General features: G+C 62.4%; 17 protein-coding genes. 9 read left to right on the top strand and 8 right to left on the bottom strand.

Going from position 1 to position 17,127, the window contains the following annotated elements:
- Window positions 1-19: 19 nt before the first annotated feature.
- The 5 genes from ACX82Z_RS00440 to ACX82Z_RS00460 all read right to left on the bottom strand — a co-directional run bounded on the left by ACX82Z_RS00440 (window position 20) and on the right by ACX82Z_RS00460 (window position 6,615).
- Window positions 20-991 carry an ABC transporter substrate-binding protein gene (locus ACX82Z_RS00440; protein WP_459586189.1) on the bottom strand — a complete coding sequence of 324 codons (972 nt, stop codon included), beginning with the start codon at window positions 989-991 and terminating at the stop codon, window positions 20-22.
- 170 nt (window positions 992-1,161) lie between these two features.
- A complete protein-coding gene (locus ACX82Z_RS00445; protein WP_459586190.1) occupies window positions 1,162-2,160 on the bottom strand; it encodes an ABC transporter ATP-binding protein in 999 nt (332 codons plus the stop codon).
- On the bottom strand, window positions 2,157-4,088 hold the full coding sequence (locus ACX82Z_RS00450) for a dipeptide/oligopeptide/nickel ABC transporter permease/ATP-binding protein (protein ID WP_459586191.1): 1,932 nt from the start codon (window positions 4,086-4,088) through the stop codon (window positions 2,157-2,159). The genes ACX82Z_RS00445 and ACX82Z_RS00450 overlap by 4 nt, the downstream gene beginning before the upstream one ends.
- Window positions 4,085-5,032 carry an ABC transporter permease gene (locus tag ACX82Z_RS00455; protein ID WP_459586192.1) on the bottom strand — a complete coding sequence of 316 codons (948 nt, stop codon included), beginning with the start codon at window positions 5,030-5,032 and terminating at the stop codon, window positions 4,085-4,087. Before ACX82Z_RS00455 ends, ACX82Z_RS00450 begins: the two co-directional genes overlap by 4 nt.
- 26 nt (window positions 5,033-5,058) lie before the next feature.
- A complete protein-coding gene (locus ACX82Z_RS00460; RefSeq protein ID WP_459586193.1) occupies window positions 5,059-6,615 on the bottom strand; it encodes an ABC transporter substrate-binding protein in 1,557 nt (518 codons plus the stop codon).
- Between the two features lie 138 nt (window positions 6,616-6,753).
- On the opposite strand from ACX82Z_RS00460, the gene ACX82Z_RS00465 reads away from it, so the two are divergent.
- From ACX82Z_RS00465 to ACX82Z_RS00490, 6 genes are all read left to right on the top strand, one after another.
- Window positions 6,754-7,182 carry a MarR family winged helix-turn-helix transcriptional regulator gene (locus ACX82Z_RS00465; protein ID WP_459586194.1) on the top strand — a complete coding sequence of 143 codons (429 nt, stop codon included), beginning with the start codon at window positions 6,754-6,756 and terminating at the stop codon, window positions 7,180-7,182.
- 55 nt (window positions 7,183-7,237) lie between these two features.
- Entirely contained in the window at window positions 7,238-7,744 is a 507-nt protein-coding gene (locus ACX82Z_RS00470; RefSeq protein WP_459586195.1) for a (2Fe-2S)-binding protein, read from the top strand.
- Window positions 7,741-8,727, top strand: coding sequence for an FAD binding domain-containing protein (locus ACX82Z_RS00475; RefSeq protein WP_459586196.1), 987 nt, complete (start codon window positions 7,741-7,743; stop codon window positions 8,725-8,727). Before ACX82Z_RS00470 ends, ACX82Z_RS00475 begins: the two co-directional genes overlap by 4 nt.
- Window positions 8,724-11,036, top strand: a complete 2,313-nt coding sequence (locus ACX82Z_RS00480; RefSeq protein WP_459586197.1) for a xanthine dehydrogenase family protein molybdopterin-binding subunit — start codon at window positions 8,724-8,726, stop codon at window positions 11,034-11,036. Before ACX82Z_RS00475 ends, ACX82Z_RS00480 begins: the two co-directional genes overlap by 4 nt.
- A gap of 71 nt (window positions 11,037-11,107) precedes the next feature.
- Window positions 11,108-11,494, top strand: coding sequence for a VOC family protein (locus tag ACX82Z_RS00485; protein WP_459586198.1), 387 nt, complete (start codon window positions 11,108-11,110; stop codon window positions 11,492-11,494).
- 22 nt (window positions 11,495-11,516) lie between these two features.
- Window positions 11,517-11,990, top strand: coding sequence for a VOC family protein (locus ACX82Z_RS00490; RefSeq protein ID WP_459591200.1), 474 nt, complete (start codon window positions 11,517-11,519; stop codon window positions 11,988-11,990).
- Window positions 11,991-11,996: 6 nt separating this feature from the next.
- Here ACX82Z_RS00490 and ACX82Z_RS00495 read toward each other — a convergent pair whose 3' ends face one another.
- Both ACX82Z_RS00495 and ACX82Z_RS00500 read right to left on the bottom strand, forming a co-directional pair.
- Window positions 11,997-12,638 carry a hypothetical protein gene (locus tag ACX82Z_RS00495; RefSeq protein ID WP_459586199.1) on the bottom strand — a complete coding sequence of 214 codons (642 nt, stop codon included), beginning with the start codon at window positions 12,636-12,638 and terminating at the stop codon, window positions 11,997-11,999.
- A 34-nt stretch (window positions 12,639-12,672) separates the two neighbouring features.
- Window positions 12,673-12,969 (bottom strand): DUF6074 family protein, encoded by a 297-nt coding sequence (locus tag ACX82Z_RS00500; protein ID WP_459586200.1) that lies wholly within the window; start codon window positions 12,967-12,969, stop codon window positions 12,673-12,675.
- 211 nt (window positions 12,970-13,180) lie between these two features.
- On the opposite strand from ACX82Z_RS00500, the gene xylB reads away from it, so the two are divergent.
- The 3 genes from xylB to ACX82Z_RS00515 all read left to right on the top strand — a co-directional run bounded on the left by xylB (window position 13,181) and on the right by ACX82Z_RS00515 (window position 16,301).
- Entirely contained in the window at window positions 13,181-14,629 is a 1,449-nt protein-coding gene (xylB, locus tag ACX82Z_RS00505; protein ID WP_459586201.1) for a xylulokinase, read from the top strand.
- Between the two features lie 3 nt (window positions 14,630-14,632).
- Window positions 14,633-15,943, top strand: a complete 1,311-nt coding sequence (gene xylA, locus ACX82Z_RS00510; protein ID WP_459586202.1) for a xylose isomerase — start codon at window positions 14,633-14,635, stop codon at window positions 15,941-15,943.
- 142 nt (window positions 15,944-16,085) lie between these two features.
- A complete protein-coding gene (locus ACX82Z_RS00515) occupies window positions 16,086-16,301 on the top strand; it encodes a hypothetical protein (RefSeq protein ID WP_459586203.1) in 216 nt (71 codons plus the stop codon).
- A gap of 15 nt (window positions 16,302-16,316) precedes the next feature.
- Here the strand turns inward: ACX82Z_RS00515 and ACX82Z_RS00520 are convergent, their stop codons facing one another.
- The gene (locus ACX82Z_RS00520; RefSeq protein ID WP_459591201.1) at window positions 16,317-17,102 is read right to left on the bottom strand and encodes an IclR family transcriptional regulator domain-containing protein; all 786 of its coding nucleotides are present in this window, start codon (window positions 17,100-17,102) and stop codon (window positions 16,317-16,319) included.
- Between the last annotated feature and the right edge of the window lie 25 nt (window positions 17,103-17,127).

A 17,127-nucleotide genomic window follows, 5' to 3' on the forward strand; every position in this document is an offset into this window, starting at 1 on the left:
GTAGCGGCGGACGGTAAGTTTATTGCGCCATGACCTCGGAAAACTTTTCCTTGTTCTCCATGTCGCTGGCGAGTGCTGCCGCAGCATCATAGTCGAGAACCTTGATGGCGTCGCGTTCGGGATAACCTTCTGGCAAGCCGGCGTCGGCCCGTGCGGGGATGTAACCCTGCTCGACCGCGAGAGCCTGGCCTTCTTCGGAGAGCAGAAAGTTGATGAAAGCCTTTGCGGCTTCCGGATTCTGCGCCGTGGAAAGGATCGCCACCGGCTCGGTCACCGCCGAAACGCCTTCCTCGGGAAAGACGAATTCGACCGGCGCACCCTTGGCCTTTTCGCGGATCGGCATGAAGTCGACGATCATGCCGTAGAGCTTGTCGCCGCCGCTGACTGCGGTCAGCACATCGCCATTGCCGCCCGAGGCCTGTGCGCCGTTCTCGGCAAGCGCCGAATAGAAGTCCCAACCTTGTTGAAGGTTTCCGGTCAGCGTCACTGTATGGATCATCGCCGCGCCCGAGGTCAGCGGGCTGGGCATGGCGATCAGGCCGTTCGCCTCAGGCTTCGTCAGATCGAGCCAACTCGTCGGAATCATTTCGGCATTCGTGTTGTAGACGATGCCGGTCGTGATCAGCTTGGTGGGGAAATAGGTGCGGTCGGCGTCGACCAGCGCCTCGTCTATGCCCTCGATTTCGGCTTCTGGAAATTCCATCAGCCGGCCTTCGGCCTTGAGCCCTTCCATGGTTACGATATCGGCGATCAGCAGAACGTCCGGCTGAGGCTGGCCGGCTTCGATTTCGGCGGCGAGCTTTGCCATTATCCTCGGTGTGCCGTCACGTACCCACTCGACCGTAACGTCGGGATATTTCGCCATGAATGCGTCGGCGGTCTGTTGCGCGTCGGTGTTGGGCTGGCTGGTATAAAGCACCAGATTGCCTTCGACCGCCATGGCGGTCGAAGTGGCGGCCGCTAGTGCAAATGCTGCGATGAGAGTGCGCATGTTCGAACCTCTTTGTGCTGAATGCGGCTGTGCCCTTTCAGGCGCTCGCAAGCGCCCTGTCTAGACTTGCCATATAACGGTTCCGTGACGCTCGATGTCGCTGTGGCTTAGCGCCTGAGCCGGCCAATAGCACGCGGATTTGGCTCTAAGTGCGGAATTGGCCTCTGAAATTAGGGCCGCGCGGTTTCGGCCGATGGCGGGTAATAGCAGGCAGCCAGATGTTCGCGGTCGATCGCGCCTTCATTGAGGCCCGGCCTTTTACTGCGGCACAAATCATCGGCGGCCGGGCAACGGGCAGCAAAGGCGCAGCCTATGGGTGGATCGTACGGATCTGGTAACTCGCCGTCCGTGCCTTCCGTTGCACGGACCGCTCGCCCAGGAACCGGGACGGAATCCAGCAGCAGCCGCGTATAGTGGTGGCGTGGATTGGCGAAGATCGAACGAGCCGGTCCGATTTCCGCAATGCGCCCAAAATACATCACCGCAACGCGATCGCTGACACTTTCGACCACTGAAAGATCGTGGCTGATGAAGACATAGGTCAGCCCGAAGCGTGCCTTCAGGTCATCCAGCAGGTTAAGCACCTGCGCCTGTACCGAAACATCGAGCGCAGAGACGGGCTCGTCGAGGACGATCAGTTCGGGCTCTGCGGCAAGGGCGCGGGCGATTGCAATGCGCTGCGCCTGCCCACCGGAGAATTCGTGCGGATAGCGGTCGAGAAACTCCGGCCGAAGGTTCACGGCATCGAGCAGAGCATTCAGCCGCTCCCCGCGTTGTTGGCGTCCAAGGCCACGCAGTCGTTTGAGTGGCGTCTCCAATATGGCGCGGATGGTCTTTCGCGGGTTGAGCGAGGAAACGGGGTCCTGAAAAACATACTGGATGCGCTGCGCGATCCGGTTGAAGTCGCTGCGCGCGATCGCGGCGATATCCTCGCCCTTGAACCGGATTTGCCCGGTCGTCGGTGTGTCCAGCCCGACGAGCATGCGTGCAAGGGTCGATTTCCCGCATCCCGATTCGCCGACGACGCCCAGAGTTTCGCCCTGTCGAATATCGAGCGATACCTCCTGTACCGCATGATTTGCGGGCTTGACGCGGCCGATGAGGCTGCGACCGCCGCCGAAGACGCGCTTCACCGCGTCGAGCTGGATGAGGGGTGCAGCGTCAGTCATACACGGTCGCCTTTGCGTTTTTCACCAAGCGGATAAAGGCAGCGTGCGGCATGCCCGCCATCGAGATCGAAAAGCGGAATGTCGTTTTGGCGGCATTCGGGTCGCGCCAAAGGGCAGCGGGGGGCAAAAGCGCAGCCGCCTGGAACATCGTCCGCCGAGGGTGGCAGGCCTTCTATGGCGTCGAGCCGGCGGTTGGGCTCGCCGAGCACGGGCACGCAGTCAATCAGCCTGCGCGTATAGGGGTGCGCCGGTTCGTTCAGAACCTGATCGGTGGTACCCGTCTCGACGACGCGGCCGGCATACATCACCGCGACCCGGTCGCAGATCGCCGAAACCACGCCGAAATCATGGGTGATAAACAGGATCGACGCGCCCTTGTCGTGTCGCAGGCGATTCATGAGCGCAAGAATCTGCGCCTGCACGGTAACGTCGAGCGCCGTCGTCGGTTCGTCGGCGATCAGCAATTCGGCATCGTTCGCGAGCGCCATTGCGATGACGACACGCTGGCGCATGCCGCCCGAAAGCTCATGCGGATAGGCGTCGAGCCGGTTTTGCGCGTTGGGAATGCGCACGAGCGTCAAAAGGTCTTTGGCGCGCTCGCGGGCAGCCCGATACCCGAGCGGCTGGTGTGCGCGGATCGCCTCGACGAGTTGGTCGCCGACCGTAAACAGGGGATGAAGCGTGGAAAGCGGGTCTTGGAAAACATGGCTGACCGCGCCGCCCCGCAACTGGCGGATTCGCTCGTCGGACGCGGCGAAAAGATCCTCCCCGTTCAACCGGATCGTCCCGTCGGTTATGCGGCCGGGCGGCGTCGGTACGAGACCCATGACGGACATCGCCGTCACCGATTTGCCGGAGCCCGATTCGCCGACGATGCCGAGCACTTCGCCCTGGCGCAACATCAGGTCGACGCCGTCGATGGCGTGCAGCGTCCTTGATCCAAGCTCGAATTGGGTTTTCAGCCCGGCAACATGGAGCGCGGTGCCGGGTGGCGTCTGCGTGGGAAGCTGACTCGGCTGGACCTCTATCGCAGTGCGGCCCAGCGGCCGCGTCAGCGCGCCGGACTTCAGGCGTGGGTCGAGAACGTCGCGGATACCGTCGCCGAGAAGATTGATGCTCATGACGAGGATGAAGATGGCGAGGCCTGGAATGACAGCTACATGCGGGGCGTTGAACAACACGCCGCGACCGTCTCCCAGCATGGAGCCGAGATCGGCCTGCGGCGGCTGCGCGCCGAGACCGAGAAAGGAAAGACCCGCCGTTTCGAGGATCATCCAGCCGATCGTGGTCGACATGGTGACCACGATGACGGGCGCGACATTCGGCAGGATTTCGGTAGCGAGGATGCGCGCGTGGCCCTTTCCAGACAGGCGCGCGGCATCGACGAATTCGCGATGCGCGAGGCCGAGCGTCACACCGCGGATGTTACGGGCGAAGAACGGGATGTTGACGACTGCGATTGCGTAGAGTGCGTTGACGAGACCCGGGCCGAGCACGGCGACGATGGCAAGCGCCAGAAGGATGTAGGGAAACGCCATCAGCATATCCACACCGCGCATCAGCACATTGTCGGTGCGCCCGCCGGCGTAGCCGGCGACAAGGCCGATCAGGGAGCCGAAAAAGGCGGCGATCAGCGTCGCGGAGATGCCGACCGCGAGGCTGACGCGCAAGCCCCATATCAGGCGGGAGAGAATGTCGCGCCCAAGCGCGTCGGTGCCGAGCAGATGACCTTGAGACAATGGCCGCAGCAGCCGGTCGGCAGGCGAGGTAACGTTGGGATCGTGCAACGGCAAAAGCGGCGCTAAAAGCGCCAGCGCCACCAGAATAACGAGAATGGCGAGGCCACCCGTCGCCAGCCTGTTGTTCAGCATCAGGCGGACGGCGCCGGGACGCCCGGTCGACCGATTTGTGGACGTCACCGCACTCATCGCCTCAGCCTCGGATCGAGAAGCGATTGCACGACGTCGGCTGCAAGGTTGAAGAGGACGTAGCTGGCTGCGACCACGAGCACGCCGCCCTGCACCAGAAGAATGTCGCGGGTCGAGATCGCGTTGACGAGCATTGCGCCGATGCCCGGCCACTGGAACACGGTCTCGATATAGACCGCCCCGCCCAGAACGAACCCCGCCTGAATGCCGATCACCGGAATGACGCTGACGAGCGCCGCTTTGAAAGCGTGGATATAGACGACGCGCCGCTCGCTAACGCCCTTGGCTCGCGCGGTGCGGATATAATCCTGCCGCAGAACCTCCAGCATGGCCGTGCGCGTGAGGCGCGCGATCACGCCGGTCGCGACAGCGGCGAGCGTGATTGCCGGCAGGACGAGATGGTACAGAAGGTCGGGCAGATCGCCGCCGCCATAGATCGCGTACATGCCGCTCGGTGGAAACCATCGCAGGTTTACGGCAAAGCCGAGGATCAGCATCAGTCCGAGAAAGAAGGAAGGCGTGGAGATGCCGATCAGCACCAGCAGCGTAATCAGACCATCGGCCCATCCGAACTGGCGCACGGCCGAGACGATGCCCGCCAGAAGCCCGAGGATCGAGGATAGGACGAGAGCCGCACCTGCAAGGATGAGCGTTGCCGAAAACCGCTCCGTCACTTCGTCGAGGACGGGGCGATTGAGCGCGAAAGAGCGTCCAAGATCGCCCTGCATGAGATTGCCGAGCCAGATCAGGTATTGCTGCGGCAACGGCTTGTCGAGGCCGAGCTGTGCGTTGAGCCGCGCGACGTTTTCGGGCGTCGCGTAATTGCCGAGAATGGCCGTCGCCGGATCGCCCGGTATCAGCGCCATCATCATGAAGACGATGACCGACAATCCGAGCAGCACGGGGATCACCGCCAACAATCTCTTTGCGACGTAGCCAGTCATATTCACTCTTGTTCAGTCGCGGGGTCTCAATTCTTCACGACATCCTTGAGGATGAGGAAGAAGGAGGGCTGAAGCGAGAAGCCTTCGACGTTCGACGTGGTGACCGCGCCCTGCACCCAGTTGGCGACAAAGAGCCAGGGCGCCTCTTCGTTGACGATGGACTGCACGTCCCGGTAGAGCGCTGCGCGCTGCTCCGGATCGGTCTCCATGCGTGCCTGATCGAGAATCTCGTCGACATCGATGTTGGAGTAGTAGCCAGAGTTAAAACCACCTTCTTCCGGCCAGGCCGCCGTTCGCAGCGTCAGAAACGGAAGCGTGTCGGGATCGTTGGTCATCCACGCCATTTCGGCCATATGCGCCCTGCCTTCGAGGCCCGGATTCACCTGGCCGAGGAAGGTGTTCCATTCATAGGTCTCGATGCGCACATTCATGCCGACCGCCGCAAGATCGGCCTGGATCGCCGTTCCCATCGCAACCGGATCGAGCATGCCCGAACCGCCTTCGGTCACATAGAACACGATTTCCTCACCGTCGTAGCCGGCTTCTTCGAGCAGCGCGCGGGCGCGCTCGGGGTCGTAGGGGTAAGGCTCGACTTCTTCATTATAGGCCCACGCGAAGGCCGGCGGCACCGGGCCGGCTGATATTTGCGCGGTTCCCTGCAGAACGTCGTTCACCAGCACTTCCTTGTTGACGGCAAAGTTCGCGGCTTGTCGGATGGCAAGGTCCTGAAACGGCCCCTCCTTCATGTTGAGGATGACGTACCAGACATGAGGGCCGGCCTGTTCCTGCACCGTGAAGTCGGGGGCGTCTCGGAACTGCGCGATGGAGTCCGGCGGTGCTTCAACCATGATATCGAGCCCGCCGGCCAGCATTTCGGCCATGCGCGTGTTGGCGTCGGTGATCGGGCGGAAAACGACGGCCTCGAGCGTCGTCGGTGTATCCCAATAGTCTGGGTTGCCGGCCAGAACCACGCGCTGGTTCGCCTGCCATTCGGCGAAGCGGAACGGCCCTGTGCCGACCGGGTTGCGCCCGAAGTCTTCGCCATGCTGTTCGACGGCGGTCGGCGATACGATCAGTCCAGTCGGATAGGCGAGGTTGGACAGGAAAGGCGCGAACGGTTCGCTGAGCGTGAATTCGACCGTGTAGTCGTCAACAGCCGTCACCTCCTCGACGACGGAGAAATTGAACGAGAGCGGAAACGGGCCGGTGCCGTGGAAGGGGTGGTCTTCATCGAGCATGCGGTCGAAATTGAACTTCACCGCTTCTGCATCGAGCGGCGTGCCGTCATGGAAGGTCACGCCTTCGCGCAACTGAAACGTATAGGTGAAGGCGTCATCGGAAACCTCCCAGCTTTCGGCAAGCGCCGGCTCGATCTCCAGCGTTCCGTCGGCGAAACGGACAAGGCCTTCATAAAGATTCATCAGGATGCGGAAATCGTTGGTGGCCGTTGCGACGTGCGGGTCGAGCGACTGCGGTTCGGCGATCTGGCCGACGACGAGCACGTTGGGTGGCGTTTGGGCATAAGCTCCCGGTGCAAGTGCCGTAGCGCATGCGGTTGCCGCAGCGGCAATCAGGCGTCTCATCGCGTTTCCCCTTCCTGTAGAATCGTGCTTGGCGCGAATGTCGTGACATGGTTCCCCATTTCCCGAATGCATCGGACGGCGGCAGGTTCCGAATTCGTTGCTCTGGCAAGGCGTGCGAGCGGGGCCTATGGTGAAACCATGACAACGCCTACCGACCATCAGATCGACACGCTTGGCGAAGCGCTCGACACTTTCGTCCGCCGTTTCAAACTGACGGATACAGGTCCCGAGCGTCCGCTAACGGAAGTCGACAAGCAAACGCTCTTTTATGTGAGCAGGCACCCCGATTGCGGCCCCACCGACGTGGCGCGCTTTTTGGGCGTGGCGACGACCACGATCTCCTCGGCGACCGACCGGCTGGCCAAGCGCGCGCTTCTGGAGCGCCATCGTCCCGAAGGCGACCGGCGCGCGGTCGCGCTTCGGCTTTCCGAAGCGGGCAAGACATACGTCGCCACCCAGCGCGACGCTTACCGTGCAATGTTCCGCATGATGCTGGACCGGCTTTCGCATGACGAGCGCGAGAGCTTTATCGCAATGATGACAAAAATCGCATACTACGGTGATTGAATAGTACGATTATCGTATTATGTTTGAACGTACGCAACAGTACCGGGATGGGAAAATGGCGATACGCATCAACGATACCGACGTGGCGGTGCCTGACGATCCGCGTGTTTCACTGCTCGATCTCTTAAGAGAGCGCCTGCATCTGACCGGCACCAAGGTCGGCTGCAATCAGGGCGCTTGCGGCGCGTGTACCGTCCTCGTCGATGGCGAGCGGGTCCTGTCGTGCCTGACGCTTGCCGTGCAGGCGGACGGTCGTTCCGTGACCACGATCGAGGGGCTGTCGGATGGCTCGGGCCTCACTTCGTTGCAGGCGGCCTTCATCGAACATGACGGGTTCCAGTGCGGATATTGCACCCCCGGCCAGATTTGTGCGGCAACGGCCATGTTGCGCGAAATTGCCGATGGCGCGCCAAGCTATGTCACAGCCGATCTGGGCGCCGAGCGCCCGGCACTGACGGCAGAAGAAGTGCGCGAACGTATGAGCGGCAACCTTTGCCGGTGCGGCGCTCACAACGGAATCGTCGAAGCTATCCTCGAGGCGGCGAAGGAGAAGGTGGCATGAACCCATTTTCCTACACGCGATCCGCTTCCCTCGATGATGCTGTCAAGTTGACCGGCGAGGTCGGCCAGAAGCTTCTGGGCGGGGGAACAAATCTCATCGACCTGATGCGCAAGGGTATCGAGCATCCGCGTGGGCTGGTGGATGTAACCGGTCTATCTGCTGAAATTACCGAGTCCAGTCATGGCGGGCTTTATATCGGCGCGGCCGCGCGCAACAGCGCCGTTGCCGCCGATCGCATCGTGCGAACCCGTTTCCCGATGCTGTCGCGTGCGATCCTTGCCGGCGCGTCGGCGCAGATCCGCAATATGGCGACGATGGGGGGCAATCTGATGCAGCGCGCGCGCTGCGTCTATTTCAACGATGCTGCCGGTTCGCGCTGCAACAAGCGTGTGCCGGGAAGCGGCTGCGATGCGCTCGACGGCGACAACCGCTATCATGCGATCGTCGGTGCTTCTCCGTCCTGCATCGCCACGCATCCGTCCGACATGTGCGTGGCGCTGGCCGCACTCGACGCGCAGGTCCATATTTCCGGACCCGCAGGCACAAAGATCGTCCCGCTGGTCGATTTCCACGTTCTTCCCGCCGATCGGCCCGATCTGGAGACCGTACTCGAGGTGGGCGATATCATTACCGCTATCGAAATTCCTGCGTCGCCGATCGCTGCCCGTTCAACATATCGCAAGGTGCGCGATCGCGCGAGCTACGCCTTCGCGCTGGTGTCCGTAGCGGCTGGCGTGACGATGCGCGACGGTGTGATCGAGGATGTGCGTCTGGCGTTCGGTGGCATCGCGCCGAAGCCGTGGCGGGCGACGCGTGCCGAAGCGGCGCTACGTGGAAGTGCGGCGACATCGGACGCATTCAGGAGCGCAATGGAGGCAGAGCTTGAAGGTGCCGTGCCGCGCGCCGGCAACGCCTTCAAGGTGGAACTGGCCACGCGCACCGCAAGTGCGGTGCTTGCCGAACTGACCGGAGACAATCGATGAGCAGGGTACAGAACGCCGTTGTCGAATCGGTCCGGACCGTTCTCGGCTGGATGCCCGAGCGCTGGCTGCCCGGCGGTACGCCCGATCCCCTGATCATGCGGCGCGGCGCCGTCGGGCGTCAGGTGTCCCGGTTGGACGGACCGCTAAAAGTTCGCGGGCAGGCGCGCTTTGCCGCTGAAGTGCCGATGGAGGGCTTGTGCTACGCGTCGCTGGTGCACAGCGCGATCACGCGCGGGCGCATGAATAACCTCGACACGGGCGAGGCCGAAAACGCGTCGGGCGTCATCCTCGTGATGACCCATCGCAACATGCCGCGTCTCGACATCATTCCGCTCATCAGCATGACGAACCCGTCAGCGGTCGGCTCCAGCGCCCTGCCGATCATGCAGGACCCCGAAATCCGCTATAACGGGCAAGTAGTTGCCCTGGTGCTCGCGGAAACGCAGGAGCAGGCGGATTACGCAGCTTCGCTCATTCGGATCGACTATGAAGCCGCACCGGCACGAACGCATTTCGAGGAGGCGAAAGCGACGGCGCGCACGCCTGCATCGGTGCTGGTGGAAAAGAACCACGTCAAGGTCGGCGATGCGGAGCGCGAACTGGCAAAGTCCGACTATCGCGTCGACAATATCTATCACACGCCCGGTCACAACCATAACGCCATCGAACTGAACGCCGTGACGCTTGCATGGGAGGGCGATTCGCTCACCATTCACGACGCCACGCAGATGATCGCACCAAGCGCCAACGCTCTGGCCAAGGTGTTCGGGCTGGAAAAGAACAAGGTCCGCGTTCAGTCGCCCTATGTCGGTGGCGGTTTCGGCGGCAAGGGATTGTGGGACCATCAGGTCGTCGCGAGCGCCGCAGCCAAAATCGCGGGCCGGCCGGTACGCCTCGTTTTGAGCCGGGATGGCGTCTACCGCATCATCGGCGGGCGCGCGCCGACGGAGCAGCGCGTCGCGATAGCTGCCGACAAGGATGGCAATTTCACCGCGCTGATTCACACCGGGCATTCGGTGATGCCGACCTATTCGGCCTCGCCTGAGCAGTACACGCTCACCGCGCGGGGGCTTTACCGATCGAAAAGCTGCGAATTCGTTCAGCATCATCTCGACCTCGATGTCGTGCCGAACACCTTCATGCGCGCGCCCGGCGAGGCGGTGGGCACCTTTGCGGTCGAAAGCGCCATCGACGAACTGGCGCATGAAATGGGTATCGATCCGATAGAGCTGCGCCTGCGCAACGAGCCTGAAAAGCATCCGATTTCCGGCACGCCTTTTTCGCAGCGCGCTCTGGTCCAGGCTTACCGCGATGGCGCATCGCGCTTCGGCTGGCACGAGCGGCAGGCAAAGCCGGGAGCGCGTCGCGACGGCGAATGGCTGATCGGCATGGGATGCGCGACCGGCAGTTTCCCCTATCTGCGCATGCCGGGCGCCAGCGTCAGGATCGCGCTGACGCGCGACGGCAAGGCGACGGTCTCGTCTTCCGCACAGGACATGGGCATGGCGACATCGACGGTGCAGATCCAGCACGCCTCGGATCGTCTCGGTCTGCCGATGGAGGCGATCAGCTTCGAGATGGGTGATTCGGCACTGCCGGCGACGCCTATGGCGGGCGGCTCCTCGCAGACCGTCTCGATCGCCGCTGCAATCGCCGCTGCGTCCGACAAGCTGGCCGGTGAACTCTTGCGGCTGGCCGGCAATTCCAGCCCGCTCGCCGGTCTGCGCGCCGGCGAAGTCCGGTTGGTCGACAGGCATCTGGTGAGCATCGAAGATCCGTCGCGAACCGAAAGCTTTGAGGCGATCCTCGCTCGTGCTTCACGCGAGGACGTCACCGTCACGGCAAGCGGCAGCGCGCCGCTGGAGATGATGAAATTCGCCATGCAGAGCCTCTCGGCGGTGTTTTGCGAAGTGCGCGTCAGCGCAGTGACCGGCGAAGTGCGCGTGTCGCGGATGCTCGGTTCCTACGATTGCGGCGTAATCCTCAACCCCAAGACTGCGACGAGCCAGTTCAAGGGCGGCATGATCATGGGGATCGGTCTTGCCCTGACGGAGGAGACGATGTTCGACGAGCGCTCCGGCAGGATCATGAATGCAACGCTCGCCGATTATCACGTTCCTGCCCATCTCGACGTGCCCGATATCGATGTGATCTGGACGGATATTCCCGATCCAAGGTCGCCGCTCGGCGCGCGTGGCATCGGCGAAATCGGCATAACCGGCGTGGCGGCGGCAATCGCCAATGCGGTGTTCAACGCGACCGGGAAGCGCGTCCGCGACCTGCCGATCACGCTGGACAAGCTTCTCTAACGCTGCTGACCACGAAATCATCACGATATTGATGTCGACTTATGGTCGGGGTGGCTGAACGGGAGGAAGTCATGCTCAAGGACCGGAATTCTTCCGCGATCGTCGCCGTATCCGACATTGCGCGTGCGAAACGCTTTTATGCGGATATGCTCGGACTCGAACTCATCGATGACGGCATGGAGGGCGTGATGGTGTTTCGCACTGGCGACACGCATCTCGTCGTCTATCGTTCCGACACCGCCGGTTCGAACCGCGCCAACGCCGTGGTCTGGGACGTCGGCGGAGAAATCGACGCGATCGCCGCCGACCTCGCCTCGAAGGGTGTCACCTTCGAGCATTATCCCGACATCGGTGAATTTCGCGACGGAATCCATCATGCCGATGAAATGAAGCTCGCCTGGTTCAAGGACCCGGACGGCAACATTCTCCATATCAACCAGATGCCGAATGCGGGCTGAAAGGGAGGAACTGGCAATGAAAATCGCGAAGAACACGATCTGCGTATGGTACGACAAGGATGCCGAGGAAGCGGCGCGATTTTACGCTGCGACCTTTCCCGACAGCGCCGTTCATGCCGTCCACCGCGCGCCCGGCGACTACCCGTCCGGCAAGGAGGGCGACGTTCTGACAGTCGATTTCACCGTCGCGGGCATTCCCTGCATCGGCCTCAATGGCGGACCGGTCTTCAAGCATAGCGAGGCCTTTTCCTTCCAGATCGCAACGGACGATCAGGAGGAGACCGATCGCTACTGGAATGCCATCGTCGGCAATGGCGGGAAGGAAAGCGAGTGTGGCTGGTGCAAGGACAAATGGGGCATTTCCTGGCAGATCACGCCGCGCGTTCTGACCGAGGCGATGGCAATCGGCGGCGACGAGGCCAAGCGCGCCTTCAATGCCATGATGAAGATGCAGAAGATCGATGTTGCCGCGATCGAAAAGGCGCGGGCAGGCTGACCGGAACTACCTGCCGCTCCTGAGGCAACAGCCGCCATAGACCGACCCGTCCGGCGCGATCACCATGGCTTCATAGGGAAAGCCGATGTCGCTCATCCCGTCCGAGCAGTAATTGACGTTCCGCCACGCGGCGACGTGACCGACCTCGCCCTCGTGCTCCAGCCTTGCGGCATAGCGACCGACAAGGCCAATGGCCGACGTGATCGGTCCTGTGGCCCAGGTCACGTCTTCTTCGGCTGGTGTCTGGAACGTGGCTTCTTCGCCGCCGAGCGACAGCGTCCAGAACGGCTCCGTGCCGCTGCAGCGCAAGGGGTGCGGTTCGCCCTCCCAAAGCGGTTCTTCATTGCTGGCGAGATGGCGGGCGTTGACCCAGCCGAGGCCGTCATCCGTCACCACCTGCCACCACACGGAACCGCCCATCTCCATGCGTGTGCCGGCGACGATGAGGCCATCGGCATCGAAGGGCAAGGTGGCGACGATCCTTGCCGCGGCATCGGGCTGCTCGCGCGCATTCAGGACATCGTTCGCCTCCACGCCGATGACCCGATAGGTCTGCGTCGGCTCCGGCGCACGGTCATCGACGGCGAATGCAGGCGAGACACAAGCCAACAGCGTTGCTGCGAGCGCGACGGCTTTGGCGAACTTCATTTGGGTGGTCCTCCACGGTCAGGCGGAGTTGATCCTATCGAAGCGAGATGATTTCCGCCATCCACGGCTCTTCTTCGCGCCGCGAGGCAAGCACCTGCTCGACCTCGTTGAAGAAGGCACCGACAGCTTCGTCCTGCGCAAGTTCGGGAAGGCCGAGAAGCTCCAGTTCGGCGAACATGGAGCCGGCGACGACGCCGGCATACCGATCCGCCACGCGATCCGAACTCGCCTTCAAGAGAGCATCCGCGACGTTTTCGATACGTCCCTGCCGACGCTCCATCGGAAACAGACTGATTGCGCCACGCGCCACGCTTTCGTCATTCAAACCCACGCTACCCATCCCCCGGTTACGCATTTGCAAGCCTGCCGAAGCGAATCGCTCGGCGTTGTCCGCATGATCCTCCATACGTGGTTGACGAGATGTTACCTGCCGGCCCGTCATCGTGACCGGTGGCGAAAGAGGAATTATTGCGAGGTTCGAAAAAATCGGACTCGGCGACGGGGTTCGATCTGCTAAGAGTGCGTTCAGGAGGAGTTGCACCATGTTTCTCGGGCTCGATCTCGGCACATCCGGGCTGAAAGCGATTCTGATCGACGCCGATCAGCGCGTCGTCGCGTCGTCGACCGCTGAGCTTTCCGTGTCGCGGCCGCATCCGGGTTGGTCCGAACAGGACCCCGCCGGCTGGATCGCGGCGGCGCAAACGGCGATCGGCGAGTTGTGGCGCGCGCACCCGGCGGAACTGGCTGCCGTGCGCGGCATCGGCCTTTCGGGACAGATGCACGGGGCGACGCTTATCGATGCGGCTGGCAAGCCGCTGCGGCCCTGCATCTTGTGGAACGACACGCGCAGCCATGCCGAAGCTGCCGCGCTCGACGCCGATCCGCGTTTTCGCAAGATCACCGGCAACATCGTCTTTCCCGGCTTCACCGCGCCGAAACTCGCCTGGGTCAAGGCGAACGAGCCGGACATTTTCGCGAATATCGCGAAGGTACTTTTGCCGAAGGACTATCTTCGCCTGTGGCTGACCGGCGAGGCGATATCGGAAATGTCGGATTCGGCGGGCACATCATGGCTCGATGTCGCCGGACGGCGCTGGTCGCCCGAGCTTCTCGCCGCCACCGATCTTTCGGAAGAACACATGCCGTCGCTCGTCGAAGGTACGGAAGCGGGCGGTAGTCTGCGCGCCGAACTGGCGTCGAAATGGGGCATTTCCGGGCGCGTCGTCGTTGCGGGCGGGGCGGGAGACAATGCGGCGTCTGCATGCGGTCTCGGCGTTGCGCATGCCGGGCAGGCGTTCGTTTCGCTTGGAACGTCCGGCGTGCTTTTTGCAGCCAACGATCGCTATCTTCCCAACCCGGAAAGCGCCGTTCACGCCTTTTGCCACGCGCTGCCCGCTACATGGCACCAGATGGGCGTGATCCTTTCGGCGACCGACTGCCTCAACTGGCTGGCGGCCATAACCGGCGAAAAACCGGCTGAACTCACGCATGACCTTGGTGAGACGCTACGCGCGCCAACCGGCGTCACGTTCCTGCCTTATCTGTCCGGCGAACGCACACCGTACAACGATGCTGCGATCCGCGGCGCGTTCATCGGCCTTGCACATCAGTCCGACCGCGCGGCGTTGACGCAGGCGGTTCTCGAAGGCGTCGCCTTTGCCCTGCGCGACAATCTGGAAGCGCTGAAAGCTGCCGGGACGACGCTTCAGGCCGTGATGGCGGTCGGCGGCGGCTCGCGCTCGCATCTGTGGCTCAAATCCATCGCGACCGCGCTGTATCTGCCGGTCGAAATCCCGGCAGATGGCGATTTTGGCGCGGCGTTCGGCGCTGCCCGCCTCGGCCTGATCGCCGCCACCGGCGCCGAGCCGGCAACGGTTTTGACAACACCGAAAATCGCCGAAACCATCCAACCCGACAACGCGCTTCGCGATGCTTATGAGGATGCGTATCGCCGCTACCGCGCGCTTTATCCAGCACTTCAGGGAGGTTGATTCATGAGCACAGGCTTTTTCGGCGATATCGCGCCGATCCGCTACGAGGGCCCCGATTCGAGGTCGGAACTCGCCTATCGCTATTACGATCCCGGCGAGATCGTGCTCGGCAAGCGCATGGAGGACCATCTGCGCTTTGCCGTCGCCTACTGGCATTCCTTCGCGTGGCCGGGCGGTGACCCGTTCGGTGGCCAGACGTTCGAGCGGCCCTGGTTCGGCGATACCATGGACCTTGCAAAGCAGAAGGCCGAAACCGCCTTCGAGATGTTCCAGCTTCTCGGCGTGCCGTTCTACTGCTTCCACGATGCCGACGTGCGGCCGGAGGGCGTGAGCCTCAAGGAAAGCATTTCGCGGCTCGACGAGATCGCCGATATTTTGGGCCGCAAGCAGGAGGACACCGGCGTTCGGCTCCTATGGGGCACGGCGAACCTTTTCTCCCACCGTCGCTACATGGCCGGTGCGGCGACGAACCCCGATCCGGATGTCTTCGCCTATGCGGCCGCGACGGTGAAAAGCTGCGTCGACGTGACAAAGCGGCTCGGCGGCGCGAACTACGTGCTTTGGGGCGGGCGCGAGGGCTATGAGACGCTGCTCAACACCGACATGAAACGCGAGCGCCAGCAGGCGGGGCGATTCCTGTCCATGGTCGTCGACTATGCCAAGAAGATAAGTTTCGACGGCACAATCCTGATCGAGCCGAAGCCGCAGGAGCCGACCAAGCACCAGTACGATTACGATGTCGCGACGGTCTATGGCTTCCTCAAGGATTTCGGTCTGGAAAACGAGGTCAAGGTCAATATCGAGCAGGGCCACGCGATCCTTGCCGGCCATTCCTTCGAGCATGAGTTGGCGCTGGCCGGAGCGCTCGGCATCTTCGGTTCCATCGACATGAACCGCAATGACTACCAGTCAGGCTGGGACACGGACCAGTTCCCAAACAACGTGCCGGAAATGGCGCTGGCCTATTACGAGGTTTTGCGCGCGGGCGGCTTCACAAATGGCGGTACGAATTTCGACGCCAAACTGCGCCGCCAGTCGCTCGATCCAATCGACCTACTGGCTGCCCATGTCGGCGGCATGGATTGCTGCGCGCGCGGGCTCAAGGCAGCGGCGAAGATGATTGAGGACAAGGCCCTGTCGGCTCCGCTTGAAGAGCGCTATGCGGGCTGGTCCGATCCTGACGCGGCGAAGATGCTCGACGGTACCTACAATATCGACGATATTTCGAAATGGGCGCTCGATGTCGATCTCGACCCGCGCCCTGTTTCGGGCCGTCAGGAACGTCTGGAAAACATCGTCAACCGATACGTTTAGGAACGTTACGAAACGAAGCGTTTACGAGTGCGGCGATTGCGGGAACAAAAGTCTCGCAATGGTCGCAATTCGGACGCGCGGTTGTCTTCGCCCTGTCATCGATCGCGATTATCTTTCGTGCATTCGATGAAGGGAGGAAGCGATGGTCGAGCAGCCGATAGACAACCACACGGACGCAGGCACGACCGCATGCGCCATGCCTTCCGATCTCGATTCCATCGTCGACCGGCTGCTGGATCTGGCCCGTGCGGATGCGGGCGACGAGATCGACCGCGCCGTCAATCGCCGGGCACAGACGACACTTGCACGCACGATTCGCGATACGATTGGAATCGGCGAGGCCGACAAAGCGGCCTGACGCTTTCGCCCGGTTTCACTGCACGACGAAATAATTCTCGATCGACGCCGCCGCGTCGCGCAGGCGCGGCAGGAATTCACGTTTCAACTGAGAAACCGACGTTCGGGCGGATTGCGTGGAAATGTTGATCGCCGCAACGATGCTTCCGTCGCGGTCCCGGACCGGCACGGCGATCGACCGCAGCCCGATTTCCAGTTCCTGATCGACGAGCGCATAGCCTTTTTCACGCGCATCGGCGACGAGCGTTCCAAGCGCGTCCCGGTCCGTGACGCTGTGCTCGGTGTTGGCTTTCATCGCCGCGCGCGTGAGGAAGCGGTCGAGATCGGTGCGGGAGTGATCGGAGAGCAGGACGCGTCCCATCGACGTCCACAGCGCCGGCAGGCGCGTGCCTACATGAAGCCCGACAGAGACGATGCGCGCGCCAGCGATGCGCGCGACATAGACGACGTCCTCATCCGCCAGAACCGCCGCCGAGCAGCTTTCGTTCAGCGCCACTGACACCTCGCGCATGAAGGGCTCGGCATAAGCCCAGAGCGAAGAGCCCGATACCCATGTGCGCGCCAGCGTGATGAGACGAGGCGACAGGCGAAAGATACGGCCGTCTTGCAAGGCGTAGCCGGACGCGACCAGCGTCAGGAGAAAGCGGCGCGCGCCGGCGCGCGTCAGTCCGGCTTTTTCGGCCGTTTCCGTCAGCGTCAGTCCTGCGGGATGCGCGGCGAGGATTTCCATGACGGAAAGTCCGCGCGCAAGCGATCCGACATGGTCTCGGCCGAACTCTCCTGAGATTGACTCATCACGCATCGTCATCTAGCAATGTATCGCATAT

It is taken from the genome of Aliihoeflea sp. PC F10.4, from assembly GCF_054612275.1.